General features: G+C 66.9%; 25 protein-coding genes. 19 read left to right on the top strand and 6 right to left on the bottom strand.

Annotated features, from left to right (window positions below):
• Positions 1 to 18: 18 nt before the first annotated feature.
• A complete protein-coding gene (locus ACZ5KP_RS03275; RefSeq protein ID WP_460919859.1) occupies positions 19 to 1,215 on the top strand; it encodes an MFS transporter in 1,197 nt (398 codons plus the stop codon).
• Between the two features lie 284 nt (positions 1,216 to 1,499).
• The gene (locus tag ACZ5KP_RS03270) at positions 1,500 to 2,822 is read left to right on the top strand and encodes an oxidoreductase (RefSeq protein ID WP_460919857.1); all 1,323 of its coding nucleotides are present in this window, start codon (positions 1,500 to 1,502) and stop codon (positions 2,820 to 2,822) included.
• 87 nt (positions 2,823 to 2,909) lie between these two features.
• Here the strand turns inward: ACZ5KP_RS03270 and ACZ5KP_RS03265 are convergent, their stop codons facing one another.
• The 3 genes from ACZ5KP_RS03265 to ACZ5KP_RS03255 all read right to left on the bottom strand — a co-directional run bounded on the left by ACZ5KP_RS03265 (position 2,910) and on the right by ACZ5KP_RS03255 (position 6,153).
• Entirely contained in the window at positions 2,910 to 5,699 is a 2,790-nt protein-coding gene (locus ACZ5KP_RS03265; protein ID WP_460919855.1) for a class I tRNA ligase family protein, read from the bottom strand.
• A gap of 86 nt (positions 5,700 to 5,785) precedes the next feature.
• A complete protein-coding gene (locus ACZ5KP_RS03260; protein WP_460919853.1) occupies positions 5,786 to 5,941 on the bottom strand; it encodes a hypothetical protein in 156 nt (51 codons plus the stop codon).
• Positions 5,941 to 6,153 (bottom strand): zinc ribbon domain-containing protein, encoded by a 213-nt coding sequence (locus ACZ5KP_RS03255; RefSeq protein ID WP_460919851.1) that lies wholly within the window; start codon positions 6,151 to 6,153, stop codon positions 5,941 to 5,943. The genes ACZ5KP_RS03260 and ACZ5KP_RS03255 overlap by 1 nt, the downstream gene beginning before the upstream one ends.
• A 194-nt stretch (positions 6,154 to 6,347) precedes the next feature.
• On the opposite strand from ACZ5KP_RS03255, the gene nth reads away from it, so the two are divergent.
• Complete coding sequence (gene nth / locus ACZ5KP_RS03250) at positions 6,348 to 7,031, top strand: endonuclease III (RefSeq protein ID WP_460919849.1); 684 nt, start codon at positions 6,348 to 6,350, stop codon at positions 7,029 to 7,031.
• A 91-nt stretch (positions 7,032 to 7,122) separates the two neighbouring features.
• On the opposite strand, the gene ACZ5KP_RS03245 is transcribed toward nth, so the two are convergent.
• Positions 7,123 to 7,728, bottom strand: a complete 606-nt coding sequence (locus ACZ5KP_RS03245; RefSeq protein WP_460919847.1) for a DUF7321 family protein — start codon at positions 7,726 to 7,728, stop codon at positions 7,123 to 7,125.
• Positions 7,729 to 8,036: 308 nt separating this feature from the next.
• Between ACZ5KP_RS03245 and ACZ5KP_RS03240 the strand changes: the two genes are divergently transcribed.
• From ACZ5KP_RS03240 to ACZ5KP_RS03165, 16 genes are all read left to right on the top strand, one after another.
• Positions 8,037 to 8,927 carry a DUF7319 domain-containing protein gene (locus ACZ5KP_RS03240; RefSeq protein ID WP_460919845.1) on the top strand — a complete coding sequence of 297 codons (891 nt, stop codon included), beginning with the start codon at positions 8,037 to 8,039 and terminating at the stop codon, positions 8,925 to 8,927.
• Between the two features lie 228 nt (positions 8,928 to 9,155).
• Entirely contained in the window at positions 9,156 to 9,860 is a 705-nt protein-coding gene (locus ACZ5KP_RS03235; RefSeq protein WP_460919843.1) for a plastocyanin/azurin family copper-binding protein, read from the top strand.
• Position 9,861: 1 nt separating this feature from the next.
• The gene (locus ACZ5KP_RS03230; protein ID WP_460919841.1) at positions 9,862 to 10,248 is read left to right on the top strand and encodes a DUF7318 family protein; all 387 of its coding nucleotides are present in this window, start codon (positions 9,862 to 9,864) and stop codon (positions 10,246 to 10,248) included.
• A gap of 2 nt (positions 10,249 to 10,250) precedes the next feature.
• Entirely contained in the window at positions 10,251 to 11,102 is an 852-nt protein-coding gene (locus tag ACZ5KP_RS03225) for a ubiquinol-cytochrome c reductase iron-sulfur subunit (RefSeq protein WP_460919840.1), read from the top strand.
• Position 11,103: 1 nt separating this feature from the next.
• Positions 11,104 to 11,910, top strand: a complete 807-nt coding sequence (locus tag ACZ5KP_RS03220; protein ID WP_460919838.1) for a cytochrome b — start codon at positions 11,104 to 11,106, stop codon at positions 11,908 to 11,910.
• 7 nt (positions 11,911 to 11,917) lie between these two features.
• Positions 11,918 to 12,859 (top strand): cytochrome b family protein, encoded by a 942-nt coding sequence (locus ACZ5KP_RS03215; RefSeq protein WP_460919836.1) that lies wholly within the window; start codon positions 11,918 to 11,920, stop codon positions 12,857 to 12,859.
• Between the two features lie 3 nt (positions 12,860 to 12,862).
• Positions 12,863 to 13,237 carry a DUF7315 family membrane protein gene (locus ACZ5KP_RS03210; RefSeq protein WP_460919834.1) on the top strand — a complete coding sequence of 125 codons (375 nt, stop codon included), beginning with the start codon at positions 12,863 to 12,865 and terminating at the stop codon, positions 13,235 to 13,237.
• A gap of 7 nt (positions 13,238 to 13,244) precedes the next feature.
• Positions 13,245 to 13,511, top strand: a complete 267-nt coding sequence (locus tag ACZ5KP_RS03205; protein ID WP_460919832.1) for a DUF7314 family protein — start codon at positions 13,245 to 13,247, stop codon at positions 13,509 to 13,511.
• A 148-nt stretch (positions 13,512 to 13,659) separates the two neighbouring features.
• A complete protein-coding gene (locus ACZ5KP_RS03200; RefSeq protein WP_460919830.1) occupies positions 13,660 to 13,950 on the top strand; it encodes a 50S ribosomal protein L21e in 291 nt (96 codons plus the stop codon).
• Entirely contained in the window at positions 13,947 to 14,303 is a 357-nt protein-coding gene (locus tag ACZ5KP_RS03195; RefSeq protein ID WP_460919828.1) for an RNA polymerase Rpb4 family protein, read from the top strand. Before ACZ5KP_RS03200 ends, ACZ5KP_RS03195 begins: the two co-directional genes overlap by 4 nt.
• 101 nt (positions 14,304 to 14,404) lie before the next feature.
• A complete protein-coding gene (locus ACZ5KP_RS03190) occupies positions 14,405 to 14,986 on the top strand; it encodes a DUF655 domain-containing protein (protein ID WP_460919826.1) in 582 nt (193 codons plus the stop codon).
• Positions 14,987 to 15,095: 109 nt separating this feature from the next.
• Positions 15,096 to 15,953: a 16S ribosomal RNA methyltransferase A gene (locus ACZ5KP_RS03185; RefSeq protein WP_460919824.1), complete on the top strand. Its 858-nt coding sequence runs from the start codon at positions 15,096 to 15,098 to the stop codon at positions 15,951 to 15,953.
• 1 nt (position 15,954) lies between these two features.
• Positions 15,955 to 17,190: a mechanosensitive ion channel family protein gene (locus ACZ5KP_RS03180; protein WP_460919822.1), complete on the top strand. Its 1,236-nt coding sequence runs from the start codon at positions 15,955 to 15,957 to the stop codon at positions 17,188 to 17,190.
• 4 nt (positions 17,191 to 17,194) lie between these two features.
• Positions 17,195 to 17,779, top strand: a complete 585-nt coding sequence (locus ACZ5KP_RS03175; RefSeq protein WP_460919820.1) for a HemK2/MTQ2 family protein methyltransferase — start codon at positions 17,195 to 17,197, stop codon at positions 17,777 to 17,779.
• A 69-nt stretch (positions 17,780 to 17,848) separates the two neighbouring features.
• Entirely contained in the window at positions 17,849 to 18,862 is a 1,014-nt protein-coding gene (locus tag ACZ5KP_RS03170; RefSeq protein WP_460919818.1) for a 5-methyltetrahydropteroyltriglutamate--homocysteine methyltransferase, read from the top strand.
• Entirely contained in the window at positions 18,859 to 19,941 is a 1,083-nt protein-coding gene (locus ACZ5KP_RS03165; protein WP_460919816.1) for a methionine synthase, read from the top strand. The genes ACZ5KP_RS03170 and ACZ5KP_RS03165 overlap by 4 nt, the downstream gene beginning before the upstream one ends.
• A 53-nt stretch (positions 19,942 to 19,994) precedes the next feature.
• Here the strand turns inward: ACZ5KP_RS03165 and ACZ5KP_RS03160 are convergent, their stop codons facing one another.
• Positions 19,995 to 20,363, bottom strand: a complete 369-nt coding sequence (locus tag ACZ5KP_RS03160) for a hypothetical protein (RefSeq protein ID WP_460919814.1) — start codon at positions 20,361 to 20,363, stop codon at positions 19,995 to 19,997.
• A complete protein-coding gene (locus ACZ5KP_RS03155; RefSeq protein WP_460919812.1) occupies positions 20,360 to 22,888 on the bottom strand; it encodes a penicillin acylase family protein in 2,529 nt (842 codons plus the stop codon). Before ACZ5KP_RS03155 ends, ACZ5KP_RS03160 begins: the two co-directional genes overlap by 4 nt.
• Positions 22,889 to 22,957: the final 69 nt, after the last annotated feature.

The following is a 22,957-nucleotide window of genomic DNA, read 5'->3' as shown; positions in this document are numbered from 1 at the left end:
ACACGCCAACCACGCGGCGTGACCGTTCGCCGCGACAGGGCGCTCCTCGCCACGGTCGTCGCCGCCGTCCTCTTCGCGCAGGTACTGCTATATCCGGGGATCGGCGGCCTCGTCACGGCGCTGGGCGCCGACACCGAACTCGACGCCGGCATGTACTTCCTCGCTGCCGAGTTCGGCGCGTTCGTCGTCTGCGTGCCGCTCTGGGGCGCGCTATCGGACGTCACGGGCAAGCGGACGCCCTGGATCGTCCTCGGGGCGCTCGCTGCGGCCGCAGGCTACGCCGCGCTCGCCGTCCTCCCGGCCCTGATCGACCTGACGTTCACCGGCGTCCTCCTGCTCCGGATCGTCCAGGGCGCGGCGACGATCGGCCCGTTCTCGCTGGCGATCACGATGCTGATGGATCTCGAGGGCGGCCACGGCAAGAACATGGGTGCCGCGGGTATCGCGATCGGCACTGGCACCGCCCTCGGGGCGCCGATCGGCGGCCAGCTCTCGGAGCTCGATCCGCTCGCGCCGCTCCTCCTCGCAGCAGCGCTTCTCGCGTTGGTGGCGCTCCTCGTCACGCTAATCGAAGATCGCGCGCCGGCCAGCGATCGTTCGCCGCGCGCGGCGCTTGCTGTCGTTCGCCGGACGCCCACGCTCGTCGTGCCCTACGCCTTCGGGCTCATCGACCGCTTCACCGCGGGCTTTTTCGCACTCGTCGGGACGCTGTACTTCCAGGACGCTTTTGGAATCGGGCCCGGAACCACCGGCTTCGTGCTGATGGCATTCTTCGCGCCGTTCGCCCTGCTCCAGTACCCGCTGGGGGCGCTTTCCGATCGCATCGGACGGACGATCCCGATCGTCGTCGGCTCGCTGTGTTACGGCCTCGGCGTGATCGCGGTCGGGTTCGCACCGACGCTCGCGCTCGCAGCCGCGGGGATGGTCCTCGTCGGCGTGCTCGGCGCGCTCGTCTCCCCGTCGACGATGGCACTCGTGACCGACCTCGCGGACGCCACCGACCGCGGTTCCGCGATGGCCGGCTTCAACGTCTTCGGGAGCGTCGGCTTCCTCGCCGGGTTCCTGATCGGCGGCACCGTCGCGGACGCGAGCGGCTACTGGACTGCGTTCCTCGTCGCCGGCGGTCTCGAGATGGCCATCGCGGTGGTTGCAGCGCCGGTCTTCCTCCGGCTGTCGCTTGGCGAGCCGGCGGCCGGCTCGCCCGAGGAAGCCTGAGTGCGCGAACACGGACCGCCGGAAGCGGCGCAACTTCGACCGGCCCATCCACTGGGAACGGCCAGTGCGCCACATCACGTCCTGGCGGACTGAAAGGGCGAGGCCAGGTGGCGAGCGCTCTGTCGGCCCTATCCGAAGGAGCGAAGCGACTGAGAATATCCGGCAGAGCGCTCGCGAGCTGGCCGAGGGCTTTCGAGGCATTCACTGCGTGATCGGCAATCGAAGAAATCATCGACTCCGTTTCGGGGACGGGTTCTTTGCGCTCCCGCCCGAACCATTCGGCCGTGACGACGCTCCGGGATCCCGTGACGATCGGCAACCTGGAGCTCCCGAACCGGCTGTATCGAGCCCCACTATTGGAGTGTGCCGGCACCGACGAGGAGACCGCCGACCGCCTCATTCAGGAACTCGAACCCGCCGCGGCAGCGGGCGCTGGCCTCGTGTTCCAGGGCGCGACGATCGTCCGGAGCGACGGCGGCTGTGCCGCGCCAGGGATGACCCGCTTCGCCGACGACGCGTTCGTCGCCGGGCTGGAATCGGTTCCGGGGGCGATCCACGACCACGGCGGACGAGTCTTTTGCCAGCTCGCTCACGGCGGGCTCCGTAGCATGGAGGTCTGGCACGCAGGCTATCGCTCCGACCATCCCGACCTCGAACAGCTCGCCGTCTCCGAACTCCCCTGGCAGCTCCGCGCGCTCGACCGGCTCGGCGTCCTCGACTTCTCCCCGCACGTCATGTCGACAGGCGAGGTCGAAGAACTCGCAGCGGACTTCGGCCGTGCGGCGGCCCGCGCGGTCGACGCTGGCTACGACGGCATCCACGTTGCCGGCGCGAACATGGGGATCGTCCAGCAGTTCTGCTCCCCGTTCTACAACCGCCGGAGCGATCGCTTCGCCGACGGCGTTCGCTTCCTCGCGGCGATCCACGACGAGATTCGCGCACGTATCGATGCGGAGACGGACCGCGACGGCAGCGAGGTCCCGATCGTCACGAAGGTTCCCTCCGAGCGACCGGCACCCCGGATCGTCCGTCGGCACCTCACGGACGAGGACGCGATTTCTATCTGCGAGCGACTCGATGCGATCGGCTTCGACGCGCTCGCTCCAGTGCGAACCTCGGTGACCTGGGACATGAGCATCGTCCGTGGAAACTACCCGAAACGCTCCTGGTCGGATCCGCAGTTCCAGGACGCCTACGCCGACGCGTTCGGCAGCCGCTGGCGAGCGCGGCTGGTCCAGCTCCTGAATCGGCTCCAGGCCAGACGGTTCGGCTCGGAACCGGGCTGGAACGCCGACCTCGCACGGCGGGTTCGCGAGCGCGTAGACGTCCCGGTCCTCCTCGAGGGCGGGCTCCGCGAGCGCGAACAAATCGACTCCTTACTCGGTGACGCCTGCGACCTCGCCGGGATGGCGCGACCGTTTTACGCCGAGCCGGAGCTTCCGGCCAGACTCCTGGGCGATTCCAACGCGAAAGCGCTCTGCGAGGACTGCAACAACTGCACGGTTCCGCAGGTCGCCAGCGCTCCCGGAGTCTGCCGGACCCCGAGCGTGCTCGAGCGTCGGGGCGAGCTCGAGGAAGCCGGTGCGTACGATCGGGACCACGAGTAGTCTCCTCGCCCGGGGCTGGGCGGCGGTTCCGAATCGAAGCCGCCGAGCGGACGACGTCGCGGGCTGTGCGTCGTCGAGCGCGCTCGCTCACTCCACGTGGATCGCGGGCTTGCGCGGCGTCGCCTTCTCGGCGAGGCCGTCGCCGTCCTCGGCCTGTCGCACCGTCACGTTCGCGCCGAACTCGTCGTCGAGCAGCCAGGCCGCGTCGGCGAGCAGTTCGAGCGCCCGCTCGCCGTCGACGACCGGTTCGAGCCCCTGGCCTTCGCTGGCGAGGTCGCCGGCGAAGGCAGCGGCAGCGTCGGTGTCCGGAACGGCTTCGTCCCCACGAATGTTTCCGACGATCGGCTCGTCGCGACCGGCTCCGCGGGCGATCTCGTACGCGCGGTACTTCCAGTCCTGTGCGACGACCAGTTCGACGTGCTCGGGGTCGTCGATGTCGACGACGTCGACGATCTCCCGGACGTCCGCGAGCGCGTCGTCGACGAGCCGGCGCTCGGCGGCGCGGTCCGCAGTCGGAACGTCGGTGCTCGTCTCGGGCCAGTCCGCCTCGACGACCAGCCCGTCGGCGCGCAGGAGATTCCAGAGCTCCTCGCCGAGGTAGGGGGTGAGCGGTGCGATCAGCGCGGCGAGGGCCTTCAGGGCCCGTCGGTAGCTGTCGTCGTGGGGGACGCCGTAGGCGCTATAGCGGCTGCACAGACCGGCGAGCTCGCGGATCTCCGTCACAGCGCGGTGGAACCGGAAGGACTCGTAGTGGTCGGCGACGGTCTCGATGGCGCGGTCGACGGCCCGATCGAGGTGATCGTCGCGGGGCTCGCGCTCGCGGCGGACGTCCGTGCGCTGGAGGAAGTCGACGACCAGCCCGTGGCAGTCCTGCTGGAGATCGTAAGAAGCGCCGACGTTCCGCGCGGTCCACTCGAAGTCCCGTTCGGGATGGGCGGCGGAGAGGACGAACAACCGCGTCGTCTCCGGGCCGTACTCGTGGGGTGCGACGACGTTGTCGGAGGCCTCGGACATCTGGCGTCCGCTGTGGAGCACCGTCCCCTGGTTGACGAGCCGCTCGACGGGCTCGCGGTGGGTCGCGAGGTCGAGGTCGGCGAGAGCGCGCGCGAAGAAGCGGATGTAGAGCAGGTGGAGCACGGCGTGCTCCTCGCCGCCGACGTAGACGTCGACGGGGAGCCAGTCCTCTGCGAGGTCGGCGTCGAAGGGCGCGTCGTCGAGATCGGGCGAGAGGTAGCGTAGGAAGTACCACGAGGAGTCGACGAAGGTGTCCATCGTGTCGGTCTCGCGCTCCGCGGGGCCACCGCAGTCGGGGCATTCAGTTCGCTTCCAGTCCGTCGCGTCGTCGAGGGGGTTGCCCGTCGTGTGCTCGAACTCTGGAAGCTCGATCGGAAGGTCCTCCTCGGGCACTGGCACGCGGCCGCAGTCCTCGCAGTGGACGATCGGGATCGGGGTGCCCCAGTAGCGCTGGCGGGAGATGAGCCAGTCGCGGAGGCGGTAGGTGGTCGCGGCCTCCGCGGCGCCGAGGTCCTCGAGGAATCGCTCGCGGGCGTCGGCGCTCTCCAGGCCAGCGTACTCGCCGGCAGCCTCGCTGAGCACGCCGTCGTCCGTGAACGGGGCCGCCACGTCACCGGCCGAGGGCTCCGCGTCTTCGGCAGGCTCGATGACGGATTCGATCGGCAGGTCGTGGGCCGTCGCGAACGCGTGGTCGCGCTCGTCGTGGGCTGGAACGCCCATCAGCGCGCCCGTACCGACGTCCTCGAGCACGTATGGCGCGACGTAGATCGGCAGCGACGCTCCAGTGAGCGGGTGGGTTGCGGTGAGTCCGGTGGCCAGGCCAGCTGTTGCGTCGGCGTGGTCGCCCGTGTGGAGTGCATCGAGCGCATCGGCGAACTCGGGATCGTCTCCCGCGCGATCGCGAGCGAGGTCGTGGCCGGGCGAGACCGCGACGTAGCTCGCGCCGTGGATCGTGTCGAGTCGCGCGGAGAACACGGAGAGTGAGCCGTACTCGGGCACGTCGAAGCTGACCTCTGCGCCCTCCTGCCGGCCGATCCAGTCCGCCTGGATGTTGCGGACGCCCTCGGGCCACGCGTCGAGATCGTCGAGGCCCTCCTCGAGCTCCGCGGCGTACTCGGTCGTGCGGAGGAACCACTGCTCCAGGTCCCGCGTCACGACCGGGGTTCCACAGCGCCAGCAGACGCCGCCGTCCTCGTGAGCGTCGTGGTCCCCGTCGTCGTCGCCGATCGCTTCGCTATCCCACTCTTCGTCGCCTCCGTCCTCGCGCTGTTCTCCTCCTGGTGCCGCGGGATCGAGCGGATCCTCGAGCGACTCCGAGCCGGCGTCCGCGAAACTCGACTCGTCGCCGGTCTCGACCTGCGCGTCCGCGAGCACGGTCTCGCAATCGGGACACCAGTTCACCGTCGCGTCGCGGTAGTCGACGAGCCCCGCTTCGTGGAACTGGGTGAACAGCCACTGGTTCCACTGGTAGTACTCGGGATCGCAGGTCGTGATCTCGCGGTCCCAGTCGTAGCCAAAGCCCAGCTCCTCCATGTCGTCGCGCATCCGTTCGATGCAGGAACGCGTCCAGGACTCGGGGTCGGTCAAGCGCTCGTGGGCGGCGTTCTCCGCGGGCAGCCCGAACGCGTCCCAGCCCATCGGGTGCAGGACGGTGTCGCCCTGCATGCGGCGGAATCGGGCGTAGGCGTCGGTGATCGCGTAGTTGCGGACGTGGCCCATGTGGAGACTTCCGGAGGTGTAGGGGAACATTCCCAGCACGTACGTCGGATCGTCGGCGTCGTCCGGGCAGGAATAGACGTCCTCGCGCTCCCAGACGTGCTGCCAGTACTCCTGGACCCGCGCGTGGTCGTAGTGTCTGCGCATTCGTTGCCTCTCCCGTCACGGCGCTCGCTCAAATGCGTTCGCCTCGCGCACGGTGCGACGGCGACCGTCCAAGCCGGATCGTGCGCTCAGCGCTCGCGGTCGTCCGGCGTATCACGCCGCGCGGCGCGCTCGGCCGCTTCGCGGTCCATCGTCTCCCGCTGGTCGTGCTCGGCGCGCACGAGGTAGTAGAGCACCAGCGGAGCGGCGAGCGCCACCGCGAGCAAGAGGACGACGAGCGCCATCACCCCAGGAACACGTCCACGATGTCGCTCGAGCCGGCGGTCTGGTCGCGGTACAGCTCCGAGTAGCCACAGTTCGTACAGGAGACCACTTTGAAGCTGTTCGTCTGGACGTCGAACATCTTCGAGAGGCCGGAGCCAGTCGTCGAGATCGCGCCGACGTCCGTCTCTTCGTGACCACACTTGGGACAGCCGTGTTCGTCGTCGGGGACCATACAGTTTCGCGCATCTGAGACGGAATAAATGTTGTCCGTCACCGCTGGAGGATCGGGCGGAGGATCGACGGAACCACCTGAGCCTGCCGTTCGCGGTCGTTTGCCATCCGGACCGGCCCCTACGTCACGACTCTCCGTCAGGACCCTTCGCCGCAATCGAGAGCCTGAAGCCCGTCCCGCGAAACCGATCGTCCATGGGCGAGCCACTGGAACCGAGAGAAGCGCAGGCACGGGAGGTCGTGGACCGACTGGAGGACGAGTACCCCGACAGCACCATCTCGCTGCACTTCTCGAACCGTCTCGAACTCCTCATCGCGGTGATCCTCTCGGCGCAGTGCACCGACGAGCGCGTCAACAAGGAGACCGAGCACCTCTTCTCCAAGTACGACGCCGCCGAGGACTACGCCGCGGTCTCACAGGAGGAGCTCGCCGAGGACCTGAACTCGATCAACTTCTACAACAACAAGACCGAGTACATCCGTGAGGCCTGCCAGATCATCGTCGAGGAGCACGACGGCGAGGTGCCGGACACGATGGAGGAGCTGACGGAGCTCCCCGGCGTCGGCCGCAAGACCGCGAACGTGGTGCTCCAGCACGGCCACGACGTCGTCGAGGGGATCGTCGTCGACACGCACGTCCAGCGGCTCACGCAGCGGCTGGGGCTGACGGAAGAGTCTCGCCCGCCGGCGATCGAGGAGGACCTCATTCCGGTCGTCCCGGAGGATCGGTGGGTCCAGTTTACGCACCTCCTGATCGATCACGGACGGGCGGTCTGCTCGGCACAGCGTGCGGACTGCGAGGCGTGCGTGCTCGCGGACATCTGTCCCTCCGAGCAGGGCGACAGCGAGATCGATCTCGCGAGCGGCGAGCCCTGGTAACTCATCGCTCCTGCTACTCGATCGCTCGATACTCCATCTCCCGCTGCTTCATCGCCCCGCTGGCGACTGCACGTCGTCTGTTCGAGCAGCGTCAGAACAACAGTGGTGCCCACCGCTTGAACAGCAGGAGCATCCCGAGCAGCCAGGCGATGATCCAGGTCAGCAGGTAGCCGAAGACGCCGACGCGGAGCCGGAAGCGCCAGGCGCTCATGTTCTCGTGGAGCTCGCCGATGTCCACGTCCTGATCGGGGTCCTCGTACAACGAATGAGCGCGCTTGGCGCGGAAGATGTGGAAGATCCCCGTCAGCGCGAATAGCAGGAGTGCGTACGCCTGGAGGCCGAAGAAGACGTGGACTGCAGTCGTTCCAGTGAACCCTTCGAGGAGTCTTGGAACCATCCAGGTCAGCACCGGCACGGTCGTGAGCAGGAGCCCGACTGCGATGTACCGGAGGTGGTGCATGAGCACCGACCAGGTGACGACCTCCGCATCGATCACGATCCACGCGCCGTACAGGTAGAACGGAAGGCTCGCCGTGACGAGGAAGGCGACCAGCGTCGCGGTCTCCGTCGTCCGCGGGACGCCGTCGAACACCCCGCCGAACTGCGCCTGGAGGAGTAGCTGCGCGACCTGGCCAGCGACCTGTGGTCCGCCGCGGAGCACGGGACCGGCTACGCTCGTCGCGAATCCGGGCGCCATCGACTGGTGGTTGGCACCTGCGGCCTAAAAAGGGAGCAGACACGCCCCGGCCGCTGGGAACTGGTGGACTCAGTGTGGGACTGGCTCACGGGATCCCGGTCTGGGAGTGGGCAGCGGGTGGCCTCCTCCCCTTCCACCCCTTCCTCCTCTTCCTTCTCCTCCTCTCGATCGCTTCGAACAGGACACCGTCGTCGGCGCCGTCGCCGATCGGGAGGAGTCGTTCTAGAGTTGTGGACCTCGACGGTTCGATCGCAGCGTCCAGTCGCGAACCGTCACCCTAACGGCGGAGGCGACCGAAGCTTTCGGTCATGAGCGACGCGCCGGATTCGTCCTCACCGTCCGCCGAACCGGACCCCGAAGCATCGGGGGACGCCCGTGGCGACGGAGTGCCACCCGAGGACGTGACGGAGGATTCCGAGGAACTGGAGTCACTGCGCCGGCGCGTCGAGGAGGAGTACGACTTCGAGAACTTCGGCCCGGCCGACATGGCATCGATGGAGCCCGACGAGTGGGACGCCGCCTTCGACGCCGACGCCTGGATCACCGGCGAGGCGCTGCTCGATCGCGTCGAGGCCGATCTCGAGCACCGCATCGCGACCCGGGACGTCTTCGCCGTCGTCGAACGGGTCACGCACGAGGGGCAGCAGTGTCTGCTCGCCTACACTGATTCTGGCTACGCGCTGATCGAGCCCGACGGGTCGGTCGAGGGCTTTGGCACGGTGCTCCGGGACACCAAACCCGTCGTCGCGCTCTGTTCGATGGAGAGCTACGACGTTCCAGACGCGCCCGACGAGGACTTCCTTCTTCCACATCCCGAGGAGGTGCCGGAAACGAGCAACGAGCTGGGGAACCTGATGATGCAGGTCGTCGCTGGCGTCCTCTCGCTGTCCGGCGTGCTCCTCGTCCTCGCAGCGATCTACTCGTTCGCGGCGTCCTACGGCGCCCCCAGCGCTGGGGGCGTCGGCGGGGCCGGTGGCGGTGCGCTCTCGGTCATGATCGTCATCGGGGTCGTCTTCGTCGCGGTCGGGCTCACGCTGTTCGCGACCGTCGCGAACGCCCGCCTCTCCGACACCTTCCGCGCGGAGGAGTACCGCCAGCGGCTGCGAAACATGGGACTCGACGACGGCGAACGGCCGGCGTTCCTCCCCACGGAATCGGGGACGCGCGAACTCACCGACGACGACCGCGGCGACGCCTGATCGGGATGGGTGCGATCGCGCCGATCGCAGTGACGCGTCCGTGCTGTCGAGATTGGAATCGGCCCGCGCAATTCGAACGGTGGCGGCATCCGAGACGGCCCGTCGGAACCTCGCAACAGGCTCCCGTCATACAGGGGGAATCTGGCAGGCTCTGGGGTGTAAACCGGACGCCGCGGATCCGTCCGCATCGGTGGGTTTAAGCGGGGCCAATCCCGAGCGTCAGGTTGTATGAAACGGCGGGACTTCCTCCGAACAGCCGGCGGGGCCGCGGGGGCCGCGGCGGCGACGAGTGCCGCGGCGTCAGCGGCTGCGGCCGAGGGCGGAGTGGGCGCCATGCAGGACGACGGCAACGCGACGGGGCCCGGTGGAAACGATTCCGTCACCGGCGGCAACGGTACGACCACCGGCGGCAACCAGAGCGACGGTGGTGGGAATCAGAGCGACGGTGGCGGACTGTCCGGCGCCGGCGAGACCCGGACGGTAACGGTCGGTCCGGGCGGGGATCTCGTCTTCGAGCCTGCCAACATCGAGATTCTGCCCGGCACCCAGGTCGTCTGGGAGTGGGACTCTGACGGTCACAACGTCCAGCCCCAATCCCAACCCGACGGTGCTTCGTGGGAGGGCCATCCCGACGTCGTCGGTACTGGAACGACGTACCAGCATACGTTCACAGTCGAGGGGACGTACGAGTACGTGTGTACGCCCCACGCCCCAGATATGGCAGGAACCATCGAGGTCACGCAGGACGCCAACTCCGGTGGCGGCGGTGGCGGCTACGAACCGCCAGATCCGTCCCACATGGGAATCCCCATCCAGAAGCACTTCGTCGGTGCGATAGCGTTCATGGGCATCTTCGCGACGCTCGTGTTCACGTTCTATCTCCTGAAGTACGGCGAGTCCGCCCACACGGCAGCACCGAACAAGAGGGACTAACATGGCAACGAAAGGAAGCAACTACGGCGACATTCACCGCTACGAACCCGCAGATGAGAGCGTCGGGGCCGCAGTGGCGATCGTCGTCCTGACCGTTCTCGAAGTCGTCTTCGTCGGGCTGTTCACGTACGGCCTCTACGAGAGCTGGGGCGTCCGAGAGTCCGGGAACGTCTATCTCGGGCTCCTGCTCGGGCTCCTCTTCATCAATCTCGGCGTGATCCTCGCGCTCTACCGGAAGGAGTTCCTCCCGGACGTGATGATCGTCAAGAAGCGCCGCCGAAAGTGGGAGGACCTCTACGTCAGCGAGGACGGCGCCGACGGCGAACAGCTCGGGGGCGATCTCACCGAGAATCTCAAGCGCGCTGTCTACCCCTACTACAAAAAGTAACCATGGACGACCCATACGACAAATATCCCGAAGACACGGATCGCAGGCGCTTCGTCAAGGGCGTCGTCGGCGCGGGGGCGCTCTCGGGCGTCATCGGCGCTTCGGCCTCGATGGTCGACAGTCTGACCGCACCGCCGGGCGCCGGTGGTGGCCCCACCGACTACATGGGAATCGAGCAGACCGGCGGCCCGGCGCCGCGGGGCATGCCACAGATCCCACTGGAGTACGACGACGAGGGGAACCTCAAGGGAATCTGGCCCGAGGTCGAGATGCAGCAGATCGGCGGCCAGACGGTCCCGATCGCCGAAATGGAGCTCGGGGGCACGCTCTACTCGACGACGTGGTACCAGTACTGTGGCTCCCAGAACAATCCGGCCATCGAACCCGACGCCGACCTCGACAACACGATCCGGTACACTGCCAACCCTGCCTACGAGTGGCAGTCGAACCAGGTCGAGGCCGGCGATCCGGTTCGTGCCGAACACTTTTCGGACTACGAAAACTGGGGCAACGTCATTGGCGAGAGCGGGGTCGGCAAGCCCGCGAAGGTGACGTGGCGCTCCACGGAGCTCGAGCCACGCGATCGGCTCCCCGTACAGCTGATCCGCAGTCCACTGATCGAGCAGGCGGCAGAAGACAACGACTGGCTCCAGGCAAGCACCGTCGACGGGTTCATCGCCATCCACAACCAGTGTACGCACTTCTGCTGTGTGCCTGGCTACAAGGATCCGGGCCAGACCGACGCGATGGCTTACGGCGCAGGCGACTCGATCTACTGCCAGTGCCACCAGTCGGTGTACGACCCGTTCACGATCATCGAACAGGACTTCATCGCACTACCGCGGTCTGATTAACATGAGTCTGGAACGCACCGACGAGTTCGACCGCGGCGACTGGCTCGAAGAGAAGGACCTCTCTCGCGTCGAGCGGGGCTACCTCCTCACGCTGATGTGGCTCGACAAGCGACTCCGCCTCGTCGACTATCTCGAGCTGCTGGAGGACGCGTACTACAAGACGAACCTCCAGATGCCCAAGAGCCACACCGAGCAGTACAACCTCGACAACAAGTTCTGGTACTGGTACCCCCTGTACTCGCTGGGATCGCTCTCGATCATCGCGTACGTTTTACTGGCGATATCGGGGGCGTTGCTGGGATTCTACTACTCGCCAACGGCGACCTCCGCTGCCGGGGCCGACGCCACCATCGCGTACAACCAGATCGTCTACATCATGACCGACCTGAACTTCGGGTTCATGCTCCGGTCGATCCACCGGTGGGCGGCCCAGTTCATGGTCGCAGCTGTGTTCCTGCACATGATCCGCGTCTACTTCACGGGCGCGTACAAGGAGCCGCGGGAACTGAACTGGATTCTGGGGGTCGTCCTCATCCTCCTCACGCTCCTCTTCGGGTACTCGGGCTACGTGCTGCCCTGGAACCAGCTCGCGTTCTGGGCGGCACAGATCGGCCTCGAGATGGCGCTGTCGGTGCCCCTCGTCGGCGAGTGGGCCGCCCAGCTGCTGTTCGGTGGCTTCTCGCCCGGCGCACCGACGCTCATGCGGATGTACATCCTCCACGTGTTCGTGTTACCGTTCGTGGTAACGGCGCTCATCGCGATCCACGTGGGTATCGTCTGGATGCAAGGGATCGCGGAACCACACTGATAGACCAATGACTGACACATCCACTTCCCACGACGATTCCGAAGAGGTTCGGACCGACGGCGGAGCGGCGAGCGATGCGAGCCGACCCTCGTCAGCGCTCCGCGCTGACGGTGGTGAGCCGAACGAAGAAAGGCGAACTTCGTCAGAGCTCCGCTCTGACGGTGGTGAGGCGAATGACGAGAGCCGATCCTCGTCAGCGCTCCGCGCTGACGGTGGTGCGATCACGCCCGCGGACGACGACTCGCCGTCGTTCCGCGAGCGCAAGGAGCGAACCGACGGTCTCTCCCGGCTAACGTACGAGTACTTCGAACGGTCCCGGCGAGAGGATCAGGTGCTCCGGGACGACTCCGACTACGTCGAGCGCGACGTGCTGGGGTTCCCGGCCTGGCCCCACGAGATGATCCGAAACCTCTCGATCACGAGCTTCTTCGTCGGCGTCATTTTGTTCGTCTCCGCGACGATGCCGCCGCCACTCGAGGCGCCGGCGAACCCGACGTCGACGCCCGGCGTCATCCTCCCCGACTGGTATCTCTACTGGTCGTTCGGGATCCTCAAGACGGAGACGCTCAACCTGGAGCTAGCGATCCTGGGCGGGAAGACGCTCGCGACCGACCGCACCTTCGCAGTGCTCCTGCACGGGCCGATCATCATGATGATGTTTTTGGTCCCGTTCCTGAACAAGGGGAGCGCTCGTCGTCCGGTCGAACAGCCGTTCTGGTCGGCCGTCGGCGTGTTCGGCGTCATCCTCTCGTTCACGCTGAGCCTGCTGGCGATCAAGAACCTGATGGCGACCCGGGTTCCCATCCTCACCAGCGAACTCCAGCTCTGGCTCAGCTTCGCGCTGCCGTTCATCGGGGCCACGATCACCTACGCGGTCCTGAAGTCGATGCGGGAGGGGTACATGTACGACCTCAACCGACGGTACTATCGACTCCGTCCCCCGCGATAGCGGATGGCGGACGCCTCCGACGGTTCGACGGGCGACGGCAATTCTGATACCGGTCACACTACTGCCGACGACGCCACCAGCGGTGCCACCGATTCTCCGTCGCCCACACGCGGTGGGCGGCCGGAAGTCGTCGTCCCGATGGATCTCTACAAGACTGTCACCGTCTTCTCGACCTTGCTGTCGATCGCACTGGTCGTCGGCGGGATGATCGCACTCGACACTGCGACGGCACGCGCAACTGCCTCGGCGGACGAGGTGAACCTCCCCGTCGCCATCCTCGGCGTGTCTTCGATCGTGATGGGTGCAGCGACGTACGCGTTCGCCGCCCGGTTCCGGGCTGAAGGAATGGGAAACCCTAAAGACGCGGACGACGAATGATCAGCTAATGGCCGACGAATTCGCCAAGGGCTTCGGCATTCTGTCCGTAGCAGGCCTGATCTGGATGATTCTCGCCGGTTGGTACCGAACCCCCAGTTTCGCGGGGAAGCAGCTGACCGCCGAGGTATCGCCAGCGTCGAACATCTACGAGCAGATGGCGTATCTCATCATGGACGCGATGTTCTGGTTCATGATCCTCGGACCACTCACGTTCTGGGTGCTGATCCCGCTCGGTCGTCAGCTCCACGCTGGCTATCGGGCACGTAGCGAGTAACGCCGTCCGCCGTCTTTCTGCAGTCGACTTTTCCCTTTCGAGCGCTCGGTTCGCCCGAACGGCGGTTGACGTAGCTTCTGCGTACGGCTACCGCCGGGACGAGAACGTACGTTTTATACCCGCGGCCGGGATACCGTTGCCCACGACTATGCCCGACTCTCATGGACCTCGCCGGGGAACCCGCGAGAAGCTCTCGAACGACCCACGCCAGCGGGGCACCTCCCCGCCACAGCGCGCCATCGCCGAGTTCGAGGAGGGCCAGTCCGTCCACCTCCGACTCGATCCGAGCGTCTCCGACGGCCGGTTCCATCCGCGGTTCAACGGCCACACCGGCGTCGTCGTCGGCGAGCAGGGTTCGGCCTTCAAGGTCCGCATCGACGACGGGGGCAAAGAGAAGACGATCATCGCGACGGCAGCCCACCTGACGGCACAGGAATGACCATCTTCAAGGAGACGATCGACGAGGAGTATCTGACGATCTCCGAGGCGAAAGAACTGCTCGAGGGCATCGAGGAAGGCCGGGCCGTCGACGAGGACCGGGAGATGCGCTACGAGCTCGCCCGGGCCGTCGAGCACGTCAATCGCTTCGCGGTGCTCGACGCCGAGGAGTCCGTCGAACTCGTCGAGGAGCTCCAGGACCTCGAGAAGGTCGACGAGAAGACCGCGTACAAGATCGCGGATCTCCTTCCCCGGAACCGCGACGAGCTCCGTTCGGTGTTCGCCCAGGAGCGATACACCCTCGAGGGCGACGAACTCGACGAGATCCTCCAGGTCGTCGCGAAGTACGCCTGACCCGGATTCGATCGCGTTTCTCCCGACCGACGGAGCGGGTCTCCGAACGGTTCTCCACCCGGCCGATTCTTTAAGTGGCTACTCGCCGTACGCAACCTATTATGAGCGATTCCGAGAGCGACGAGACTGTCCGTCGCGCTGTCGTACTCGACTATCTCCCTCACGGTCGGAGCGACGACGACCGACCCCAGTACCGACGCTCTGCGGTCGGTTACGGCGTCGATACGCGTGACTTCCGGCTGTACGAGTTCGCGCTCGCGGAGGACGGCGACGCCTCGATCGGCGACGAGGTCGCCGTCGAGCCCTCCTCCGCGTGGGAGCAGGTCGATCACGTCCGCGAGATCGAGTACGACGACCTCTCGAGTGGCGCGCGCTCGGAGCTCGACTACGTGATCGACGAGCTGCTCGAGAACGAGGAGGACCGGTTCGTCGCTGTCTACGACGACGCTGGGCCCGTCACGCTCCGACTCCACCAGCTCAATCTCTTGCCGGGGATCGGTGACAAGCTGCGGGATTCGATTCTCGACGAGCGAAAGCGCGGCCCGTTCGAGAGCTTCGACGACGTGGCCGAGCGCGTCGACGGGCTTCACGATCCCGAGGACGTCATCCGCGAACGGATCTTCGAGGAGATTACCGGCGATGACCTGAAGTACCGGCTGTTCGCGCGACGCGACGAGGAGTGAGCGGCCGATCACTGGCGCGCTCCCGCGCCCCGTCCTGCAATCGTCACCCTCGTGCTTCTCGTGGCTGTGCCGGAGCTTTAACGTCGGGCGACTGCCAACCTCGGGACAGATGAGGGATCCAGACGGGCTGCTCGCCCGCGCCGGGGTGTCGGGGAACCCCGATCGCGACCAGCACTTCCTGATCGACGATCGGGTGCTGGATCGACTGCCCGGACACCTCGATGCGGGAGCGACGGAGCCCGAGGGCGGCGCTCCGTCCAGGTCGGTCGAGCACGTGCTCGAGATCGGGGCCGGCACCGGAGTGCTCACCGACCGGCTCCTCGCGCGGTTCGATCGCGTCACGGCGATCGAACTGGACGGCAGACTCGTCGAGTTCCTGCAGGAGGAGTTCGCGGAGACGATCGCCGACGGCCGCCTCGATCTGATCGAGGGAGACGCCCTGGAGATCGACTACCCCGAGTTCGACGCCTCGATTTCCAACCTCCCTTACGGTGCGTCGAGTGCGTTCCTCTTCGACCTCCTTCCCACTGGCAAGCCGCTCGTACTCACCGTCCAGCGGGAGTTCGCTGATCGGCTCGTCGCCGAGCCGGGTACCGCGGAGTACGGCCGTCTCACCGTCAGCGCGGGCCATTACGCCGACGTCGAGCTCGTCGAGCCGGTGCCACCGGAGGCGTTCTCGCCACCACCGGCCGTCGACAGCGCGGTCGTCCGAGCGATGCCGCGAACCCCGGAGTACGAGGTCGCCGCCGACGAGTTCTTCCTTCGATTCGTCAAGGCCGTCTTCACCCAGCGACGCAAGACGATGCGGAACGCGATCCGGAACACGGCGCACATCTCCGGGCTCGACGATCCAGACGCGGTGGTCGCGGCTGCCGACGAGGAGCTGATGAGCGCTCGACCGGGGGAGCTGCCGCCGTCGACGTTCGCACAGCTCGCCGGGATCGCTCGGCGCGAGGGGGTGGCCTGACGTGTTGTTCGGCCTGGGCGAGCTCGTCTCGAGCGTCGAGGCCCAGATCGCCGTCTCGCTGGTGATCGCCGTCGCGGCGATGATCGGGGCCTACCTGGTCCAGCGGCTTCGTCAGGAACTCGCCGACAAGATCGCACCGCTCGCCGTCGATCTCATCGGCTCAGCGATCTCGATCGCGATCGTGGTCGGCGCGTTACTCGCCATCGTCGATCTCTGGGGACAGACCGAATCTCTGGTCGAGCAGTTCGGACTGCTCGAGTTCGAGGAACGGGCACCGCTGATCGCGGTAACGATCGTCGTGCTCGTCGCGATCCAGGTGTTCACCAGCGTCGCACGCCGACTGCTCGACGACGTCACCCAGGAGAGCGACGCGATGAGCGAGCACGAACGGGAGATCAGCTACCGCCTCACGCAGATGGTGCTCTGGACCGTCGGGGTCATCTTCATCCTCGGCGTCTGGGAGATCAATCTCGGCGGGCTGCTCATCGGGGCCGGATTCCTGGGCATCGTCGTCGGTTTCGCGGCACGAGAGACTCTCGGCGCGGCGCTCGCGGGGTTCGTTCTCATGTTCTCCCGACCGTTCGAGGTCGGTGACTGGATCGGCGTCGGTGAGGGTGCCGAGGAGGCCGAGGGGATCGTCACCGACATCACGCTGATGAACACTCGGATCCAGGCGTTCGACGGCGAGTTCGTGATGGTGCCAAACGACGTGATCGGGAACCGGATGGTCAAGAACCGTTCCCGGAAGGGCCGACTGCGGATCGAAGTCGAGGTTGGCGTCGACTACGAGGCAGACGTCGAGTACGCTCGCGAGATCGCGACCGACGCAGTCTCCGAGATCGACATGATCATGTCCGTCCCGCGAGCCGAAACCGTCGTCAAGGAGTTCGACGACTCCTCCGTGACCCTCGGCGTCCGCGGCTGGATCGAACACCCCAGTTCTCGCCGCCGCTGGCGGGCGCGGACGCGAATGATCCGGAACGTCAAGGGCCGCTTCGCCGAGGAGGGCGTCAAGATCCCGTTCCCGCAGCGGGAGCTCACGGGCCGCGAGGAGCAGGGGGGCTTCCGCGTGCTCGGCGAATCCGAGCCAGCCGGTCCCGAGGCCGACGTCGAACGGCGATCCGAACCTGACGACGGCCAGTCCCACGATGACGCCGACGATAGCTCTGGGAAGGACGCCTCCGAGGAAGGCGACGGGGCCGACGACGAGTCAACTACGTCGGCCGACCGGTCGTAAAACCGTGCCCGATTCCAGCGATCTCGCGGAGCGACGCGGGCAGACCGAAGCCGTGTACCAGCCTGCGGAGGATTCACACCTGCTTGCGACGGCGGCTGCCGACCACGTCGACGCGACGGACGTGGTCGTGGACGTCGGGACCGGATCGGGCTACGTCGGGGCCCACGTGGCGGCCGAAGCGGGTGCGTCAGTGATCGGGACTGACCTGAACCCGATGGCCTGCAGGCAGGCCCGCGACCGAGGGCTCGAGGCCGTTCGGGCAAGTCTCCTGGAACCTTTCGCCGCGGACGCGGTCGACGTCGTGGTCTGCAATCCGCCGTACCTGCCGACGGATCCCGACGACGAGCGTTCGGACTGGATGGAGGTCGCACTCTCCGGCGGGCAGTCCGGACTGAAGGTCATCGAGCCGTTGCTCGCCGACGTCGGTCGAGTACTCCGGCCGGACGGCTGCGTCCTCCTGCTCGTCTCGTCGCTGACCGGCGTCGACGACGTCGTGGCACTGGCGTCGGATGCGGGCTTCTCTGCCGCCGCGGTCGCCGAGGACTCCTTCCCCTTCGAGACGCTGACCGTACTGAAACTCGTACGGTGAAGGGATTACTGTAGGGCATAAAGTGGAAGAGCAAATATTAAAGCCCGTCATTTCCTAGCCGCTACTACCATGACGGAACTCGTCTCCACGACGCCGGGACTGTTCCCGCTGCCCGACTGGGCGAAGCGGGACCTCGAGGGGCTGAAGGGCCACCAGAAACACGACCTGATCGACGGCTCGGAGAGCGCCGAGATCGAATCGGTGTACGACCAGGCGCGAGCGGAGGTCGTCGAGCAACAGATCGACGCTGGCGTCGACCTCGTCGTCGAGGGGCAGCTCCGCTGGGACGACATGCTCGCCCATCCGCTTGCCGTCGCCGACGCCGTGGACACCCGCGGCATCGTTCGCTACTACGACAACAACAATTTCTACCGCGAGCCAGTGGTCACGGGCGATCTCGAGGCCAGCGGCGACGTCGCCGCGGAGCTCGATGCGGCCGCCAACGTTGCTGCTGACGCCGACCGGGCCGCCGACCTCGCGGCCGTCCTGCCGGGGCCGTACACGCTCGCCGACCTCGCGACCGACGAGCACTACGGTGACACGGCCGCGTTCGTCGATGCCGTCGCCGAGTTTCTCTCGAGCGAGATCGCGCAGTTCCCGGACGTGGAGTTCCTGACGCTCCTCGAACCGTCGCTCGTGCAGGCCGCTCCCGGTGAGGGGCTCGACGAGCGCGCGAGCGCCGCCATCGACACGGTCGCGACCGCGATCGACGCCGACGTCGCCGTGCAGCCGGTCTACGGGGCGCTGGAGGAGCGCGTCTACGCGCACCTCCTCGACGCGGACATCGACGCGGTCGGCTTCGACCTCGTCGCCGACCACGACGCCAACGTCTACAACGCACAGGAGTACGGCGCCACCGACGACGTCGTCCTCGGGGTCGTCGACGGCCGCAACACGCTCGTCGAGTCTCCGGAGACGATCCGCGAGCGCGTCGAGTGGTTCGAAGAGCAGACGCCAGCCGCGGACTACGGTCGGATCTACGCGACGGCGAACACAGACCTGTTCTTCCTCCCCACCAATCGCTTCGGCGAGAAGCTCGAGGCGCTCGGCACGGCCGCGGCGACCACGGAGGTGGAAGCATGAGCAAGGACCAGTTCCGTCCCGACGACCACGAGCACGACAACTTCCTGCTGACGACCGTCGTCGGCTCCTACCCCAAGCCGAAGTGGCTCAACCGGGTTCGCGAGCGCTACCACCATCAGGAGGACGTCGACGCCGTCGAACTCGAGACAGTCGACGCCGAGACGCTGCAGGAGGCCGAGGACGACGCCGCCCGCCTCATCACGAAGGAACACGAACGAGCGGGGCTCGACGTCGTCGTCGACGGCGAGATGCGCCGGACCGAGATGGTCGAGTACTTCGCCGATCGCATCGAGGGCTACGAGTTCAACGGGCCCGTGAAGGTCTGGGGCCACAATTACTTCGACAAGCCGTCCGTCGTCTCGGAGGTCGAGTACGACGAGGAGTGGCTCGTCGACGAGTACCGCTTCACCGCGGACGTCGCCGACCGCCCGGTGAAGGTCCCGATCACGGGCCCTTACACGCTCGCCCGCTGGGTGTTCAACGAGCACTACGAGACGACGGCGGATCTCGCGAACGACCTCGCCGATCTCGTCAACGAGGAAGTCGAGAAGCTCGTCGACGCGGGCTGTCGCTACGTCCAGATCGACGAACCCGCGCTCGCCCAGCACGAGGACGACCACGCCATCGTCGGCGAGGCGCTCGAACGCGTCGTCGCGGACCTGCCCGATGACGTCCGGGTCGGCCTCCACGTCTGCTACGGCGACTACTCACGGATCTACCCCGAGATCCTCGAGTTCCCCGTCGACGAGTTCGACCTCGAACTCGCCAACGGCGACTACGAGCAGCTGGACGTGTTCAAAGAGCCGGAGTTCAGCGCCGACCTCGCGATGGGCGTCGTCGACGCGCACGTCGCCGAGATCGAGTCCGTCGAGGAGATCAAGGAGAACATCAAGCGAGGGTTCGAGGTCGTTCCTCCGGAGCAGCTCGTCGTCTCGCCGGACTGCGGCGTGAAGCTCCTTCCTCGTGAGGTCGCCTACGGTAAGATGGAGAACATGGTCCAGGCAGCCCGCGAGGTCGAGGCCGAGCTCGACGCCGGTGAGATCGAGATCGGACAGGCGGCACCCAGCGCGGACGACTGATCGGCGCGTCGTAGCTGAACGCTTTTCTTTTTCGCTCGCTCCCAGCTACGTTTTCAGACGATTCCCCTGACCAGTCCACCGAGCAATCCGAACCCGATTCCGATTTCGACCGCGAGGTAGAAGGGGACTCCCAGCCCGATCGCGGGCCCGAGCGTGCCGGCGAGGAGTAACTGGACGCCGAGCAGTCCGACCACGAGGAGGCCGAAGGCCAGTCCCCGCAGCAGCCCCCGATAGAAGTCCGTCGCCGGCAGTGCGACCAGCATCGCGCCGAGGACGATCCCGAGCGGATCGAGAATTGCTGCGAGGATCCCGAATCCGACGGCGATCGCCGTCGCGACCCAGCGCGCCTGTCGATCGGCGCGAATTCGCTCCAGTGTGGTCCCGACGCTCGCAAACGCCGCTGCGGCCCCCGATCGGCTCACGACTCTCCACCTCCACCGCTCCCGTCACTTCTGCCTCCTCCACCATCGAACGTCGCGAACGTCGAGCCACGGTGCGTGCGGTCCATCGGCTTGTACTCGCCGTCGAACCACATCGATAGCTGGTCGTCGTAGTGCTCGGAGAAGTAATCGCCACTGTTACCACCGGGGAGGATGGCCTGCGAGTCGCCGTTCGGTGGCGCGATCATCCGCCAGCTGCTCCCGACGTCGGTGTTCACGCGCACGTTCTTCAGCGTGGCTTCGGACCCCTCGGCCGGCTTCGCGTCGTAGCCCAGGAACCCCACGCCGAGTGGGTGGTCGATTCCGAGCCGGTTCACGTCCCCGTACTCCTCACGCCCCTTCCCGTCGATCGATTCGGCCGCACGCTCGGCCGCCTCGACCAGCGCGTCGGTGCGTGCTGGGACAGCATCGCGATCGAACCACGGAGCGTCGGCTGGCAGGGTCAGCAGGATCCAGTCGTTGGGAAGCGGGCTGTCCTCCAGCCCAGCATCTTCGTAGGGCTCCCCGAAGACGATCTCGCGGAAGGCGTCGAGCAGCTGGTCGAAGGCGAGTGCGCCGGCGGACCCGGCGCGCATCCGCCGATCCCAGTCCTCGAGGTCGCTCGCGATCGCGTCACCTGCCTCCGATAGCTGCTCCCGAACGTCGAGCAGCTCAGGCACGAGCAGCTCGGCGCGGCGGTCGCGCACGTCCTGCTGGACGCTGACCATCGTCTCGACGTCGATCGATCCGTCCGCGACCGCCGCGTCGAGTCGCTCGTAGGCTCGCGCGCCACGGAACGGCGGCGCGTAGCCGTCGCCGAGGTAGAATCCCGGATCGTCCACCACCCGCTGGTTCGCGGTCGCGACGTAGTCTGGGTTGACGAGGCCGGGCTTGTCCTCGAAGGGGACGAACCCATCCCAGGACGGCGTTCCGTAGGGGTCGAACCCACTCCACTCGCCTTCTTTCGCCGAGCCGTCGAAGACGCGATCGCCGCGGACCCGTTCGGCTTCGGAGCCGGGCCCCGGCCCGTTCCCGCGGATCGGCACGCGACCGGTCGTCCAGTAGAGCGTGTTCCCGTCGGTGTCGGCGTAGACGAAATTCTGCGTCGGGGCGTCGAAGCGCCGGAGCGCCGCGACGGTGTCCGCCAGTCCCTCGCTGTGAGCGAGATCACGGACGGCTGCGAACGTCTCCGTGCCGGCGAGTCCGGTCCAGGCCACGGCGACTTCCTGATCGGCCTCCTCGACGACGGGGCCGTGGACGGTCTTCCGGCGCTCGATCGTCCGGTCGCTCCCGCCGTCGACCTCGATCGTGACTTTCTCGGTCTCGAACTCGCGCCACTCGTCGCCGTAGCGATAGCGTCCCTCGCCGTCGGTCTCGTAGCTGTAGTGATCGCAGACGTCCGCGCCGACGTTGGTGAACCCCCACGCGCCGGATTGGTTCTCGCCGATGACGACGAACGGCGCGCCGGGGAAGGCGACGCCGCGGGTCTCGAATTCGGGACAGTCGAGGTGTTGCTCGTACCACACCGGCGGCGCCATGAGCGTGAGGTGGGGATCGTTACAGACGATCGGTTCGCCGTCGGCGGTGTGCTCCCCGGCGACGAGCCAGGAGTTCGAGCCGACGCCGTCGGGCGAGGTGAACTGCGAGCACCACGCCGCGAGCTCGGGACCGACGCGGTGATCGCCGGAGCCGCTCTCGGTCGGTTCCGTGGTCGAGGTTCCCGCTCGGATCGAACTGCTCCCTCCGGTCGTGTCACTAACGGCACTGGTGGTCGTGGTGGCGCTGCTGCTCGCTGCCTGGGCGGGAAGGTCCCGGGACCCCGAGGCCAGCTCCCGGTCGCGCAGGATCGGCGTGTCGTGGTCCATCCGCTCGGGATAGAGCGCCTCGACGGTCGCCTCGCCGAACTCGTCGGCGACGACGGCGCGCTCCAGCGGTCGGAAATTCCCAGTGAGTGCCCAGGCGATCTGCTTCTCGACGAGCATGACGTCCGTGGTCGTCCAGGGATCCGGCTCGTACTCGAGGAGTCGGAACTCGATCGGCAACCCTTCGCGACGCCGTGCAAGGTTGACGCCCTCGACGTAGGCCTCCACGATCGGCTCGGTCTCCGTCCCCTCGAGACGCTCGACGGTCGCCTCCGCAGCGGCGGTGAAGTCCATGCGCCGGTGAAACTCGTCGGTCTCGACGGTGGCGGAGCCGGCGACCGCGGAGAGCGTGCCGCGCATCTGCCGGCGCACCAGGTCCATCTGGAAGAGCCGATCGACGCCGTGAACGTAGCCAGTCGCGTAGGCGAGTGCCTGTTCGGATTCTGCCTCGACGTGGGGAACGCCGAACTCGTCTTTTCGAATCGTCGCGTCGCCGTATGGGCTCGAGAAGTCGCCGCCGACGTCACGCCGCGCGGCCTCCCAGACGCCGCCCGACAGCGGCGCGAACTGGCGGAGATATCTGCGGATCTGCGGGACGGCCGTCGCGGCGATGCCGCCACCGAGGGCCGCCCCGAGGACCGCCCTTCGTGTGCGATCAGCTACCACACTGCAGGATAATCGTCCGTGGGCTTATAGCTGGGGCTGGCAGGACGGGCTCGCCGCTCCCGATTCGGA

This window comes from Salinarchaeum chitinilyticum, assembly GCF_055390775.1.
Note: the sequence above shows the minus strand (reverse complement) of the source record. Positions and strands in the feature narration are given on the sequence as shown.